At 66.2% G+C, this 3029-nt stretch carries 3 protein-coding genes; 2 read left to right on the forward strand and 1 reads right to left on the reverse strand.

Translation table 11 applies throughout. The annotated features are described in order from the left end of the window. Positions 1 to 235 precede the first annotated feature (235 nt). Entirely contained in the window at positions 236 to 1414 is a 1179-nt protein-coding gene (locus GO986_RS22340; RefSeq protein ID WP_369409547.1) for a class I SAM-dependent rRNA methyltransferase, read from the reverse strand. A 455-nt stretch (positions 1415 to 1869) separates the two neighbouring features. On the opposite strand from GO986_RS22340, the gene GO986_RS22345 reads away from it, so the two are divergent. Then, positions 1870 to 2286, forward strand: coding sequence for an META domain-containing protein (locus GO986_RS22345; protein ID WP_198170939.1), 417 nt, complete (start codon positions 1870 to 1872; stop codon positions 2284 to 2286). A gap of 252 nt (positions 2287 to 2538) precedes the next feature. Continuing rightward, positions 2539 to 2973 carry a hypothetical protein gene (locus GO986_RS22350; RefSeq protein ID WP_369409548.1) on the forward strand — a complete coding sequence of 145 codons (435 nt, stop codon included), beginning with the start codon at positions 2539 to 2541 and terminating at the stop codon, positions 2971 to 2973. Positions 2974 to 3029 lie beyond the last annotated feature (56 nt).

The raw sequence follows: 3029 nt of genomic DNA on the forward strand, positions 1-3029 counted from the left end.
GGCCAGGGTCACCCCTCACTGTGGCCGTTGGCGAGCGGTCATTTCGTTCTCCCAGCGCAGTTGAGGCCATGACCCTTGGCCGCTCTGGGTGCTGCTGTGCTCGTAGTCAGGCCCTTTCCTCTTCTCCGAACGGGGAGAACTCCGGAGCAGCGCGCGGGAGACAAGCAAGCTCTGGGCGTGGCGTCAGCAAACCCAGCTCTGTTCTGGCTGGCCAACAAAAGCGACAGAACCCGCCTTACGCCTTCTTCAGCAGGATGCTTTTCAGGTACAGGCTTTCCGGCACGCTGAGGAGGTGGGGATGGTCGGCAGGCTGATAGGTCACGGCCAGCACCTCGGCGTCGGTGTCGGCCTCGGCAGCAGCCACGCGGGCCGCGTCCAGCAGGTCATCCCCGCGGATGTAATGGGCGCAGGTACTGACCAGCAGGTGCCCGCCGCTCTCCAGCATTCGCAGGGCGCGCGCCGCACCGTCGGTAAAGATGCGCTTGGCGCGCGGCACGTCGTCGCGGCGCTTGGCCAGGGTGGGCGGGTCAAGGACAATGGCGCCAAAGCGGCGCTTTTCTTTTTCCAGCGCGGCCAGCTGCTCCAGCGCGTCGCCCCAGCGCACCCCCACACCCACGCCGTTGGTCCGCGCCGCGCTCTCCAGGGCGCCCAGCGCCACACTGTCCTTGTCAATGGCCACCGCCTTTGCCCCGGCCTTTGCGGCGTGCAGGCTGAATCCCCCGGTGTACGAGTACACGTCCAGAAAGCCAGCGCTGGGCTGCACCAGCGACCGCATCAGGCGGCGGTTGTCCCGCTGGTCCAGAAAGAACCCGGTCTTCTGGGCGTCCATCGGGGCAAAGTTCAGGGTCAGGTCATCTTCAAAGAACTCCACGCGCGCGGGCACCTCGCCCCACAGGGGACCGCTGACCGGGTCCAGGCCCTCCTTGCGGCGTTCACCCGTGTCGCTGCGCTCGTAGGCGCTGGCAGCCCCCGTCTCCTCTTTCAGCGCCCGCAGAATCAGGTCGCGGTGACGCTCGACGCCGGCATTGCGCAGCTGCACCCCCAGCACGCTGCCGAACTGGTCGGCCACCACACCGGGCAGGCCATCGGCCTCGGCGTAGAGCACCCGCACGCCATCGGTGTTCAGGATGCGGCCGGCCCGCCGCGCCAGGGCGGCCTTCACGCGGCTGCGGTAAAACGCCAGGTCAACGGCCTCGTCCTGCCAGGTCAGCAGGCGCAGGGGCGTAGCGCCCTGCGAATTAAAGTAGCCGCGCGCAATGACTTTCGAGGAATCGGGGCCGCGCACGTTCACGACCTCACCTGCCTGAATGCCGTCGTCGGCGCGGGCGATGTCGCCGCTGTGGCCAAACGGGTAGCGCCCGGCAATGCGGCGCACCGCCTGAGGTTGCAAGGTGACGGTGGGAGACTTCTTCACCTGCGCAGGGTAATACGGATAGGGAGCGAGACAGAAACGCAGCGGCGACACCGCGCTGAATAAAAAGGGGCCCGCTGAGTCCAGGGGTGACCTTGGAGGCCTCAGACGCAGGCCGGTCACGTCGCAGTCAAGCGCCTCCAGGGGCCGGGGAATGGTCAGCGAAAACAAGCCGTCGCCATGTCAAACGGACGTCACAGCGACAGCTTGCTGCCGAATCCTTGAGGCGCCGCCGCTCTGAGGTACTGTCCCCCTCACCGCAGCACGACCTGCACCCTCCTTCTTCCTGAACAACTGGAGAATCTGGGCACACCACAGCCAGCCGCCGACCACAACACGAAATAGGTTCTGTACCGAGGCTCCGACCGCTCAAGATGGACAGAGACTCATCCGAGGCTGGGCTGGCCCGGCCAAAAAAATCATCAGATTGGCGTCACTCGCAGCCGCCATCTTGCCGCATGCGTGTTTTTCTGAATCTTGCGCTCCTGACAGCTTTTTCTGCCGCCAGTGCGGCGGTGCCCGCACCTCTGAACGGCATCTGGACACTGACGGGGTTCACGGTCAATGGCAAGGCCGTCAAAGCCCCCGAACCGACGCTGGTGATCGTGGGCAACCGGGTCAGCGGCCGGCTGGGCTGCGGCTCGTACCAGGGCACCATCTCGGCGGGCAACAACGCGGTGAAAGTCCAGGTCGTGCCTGACCCGCCCCCCGCTAACGTCAAATGCCTGTACGCGCTGCCTAGCGACTACCACGGAGCACTGAACGCCGTGACCGGGTACGCCATCACGCAGGACACCCAGCAACTGGTGCTGTTCTCCAAGACGGGCCGTCTGACCTTTCAGCGCATCGGGTACGTCACGCCCGCCGGCAAGTAAGACGCGGGGGCGGTGACTCGGGGTTAGCCTCTCAACGGGCCCGCACAGCGGCGCCAGCAGAGGAGCAGCCACACCGGAAGGCAAGCGGTGGACAGGCGTGTCTAAGAGCACCGCACGCCCATATCACACAGCCGCCCAGGACGCTCCCGTCTGAGCTTCGGGGCGGCAGCTGGGCAGTGGAGCACCGCTCTCTCAACGTCTGACCAAGACAGCGTTAGGCGCACCGCTGGCCTGCGGGCGGTATACCGACCTGTGACGTCCTCTGCGGCACTCAAACCCATGCCGGTCTGGCTGCGCCTCACCGGGCTGCTGACGTGCTTCCTGCCGCTGCTGGCCTACATTGCCAGCGCGCTGCGCACCCAGAGCCTGGGGGAAGTGGTGGGTGGCCTGCTGTTCATACTGATTCTCAGCTTCTTTGTGGTGCTGCTGTTTCTGGTGCCGCTGGTGGTGCCGCCTGTCTGTTGGCTGCTGGGCTTCCGGCCAGGGGCGCTGGCGGGGTCTGGGCTGCTGGGCCTCATCGGCGTATGGTTTCTTGCCGCGCACGCCTCGGGGACGGACCTGATGCTGGGCGGGCTGCTGTGCGTGCATTTTGTCCTGTGCGGGGTGCTGGCCTGGGAATGGCGCGGGGCCCTGGCCCAGCAGCAGCGGGCGCAGCAAGCAGCGGGGCCGGGTCCAGACGACTGGTAGAGGGCTTCTGCTGTGGTCGAAGGCTGGCCTTAGAACAGGCACAGGGAACACGGTTA

This window comes from Deinococcus arboris, assembly GCF_009755355.1.
Classification (GTDB): domain Bacteria; phylum Deinococcota; class Deinococci; order Deinococcales; family Deinococcaceae; genus Deinococcus; species Deinococcus betulae.

What these genes read in the sequence shown, in the direction of transcription:
- GO986_RS22345 (WP_198170939.1), top strand. Translation starts at nt 1,870, where the DNA reads ATGCGTGTTTTTCTGAATCTTGCGCTCCTGACAGCTTTTTCTGCCGCC.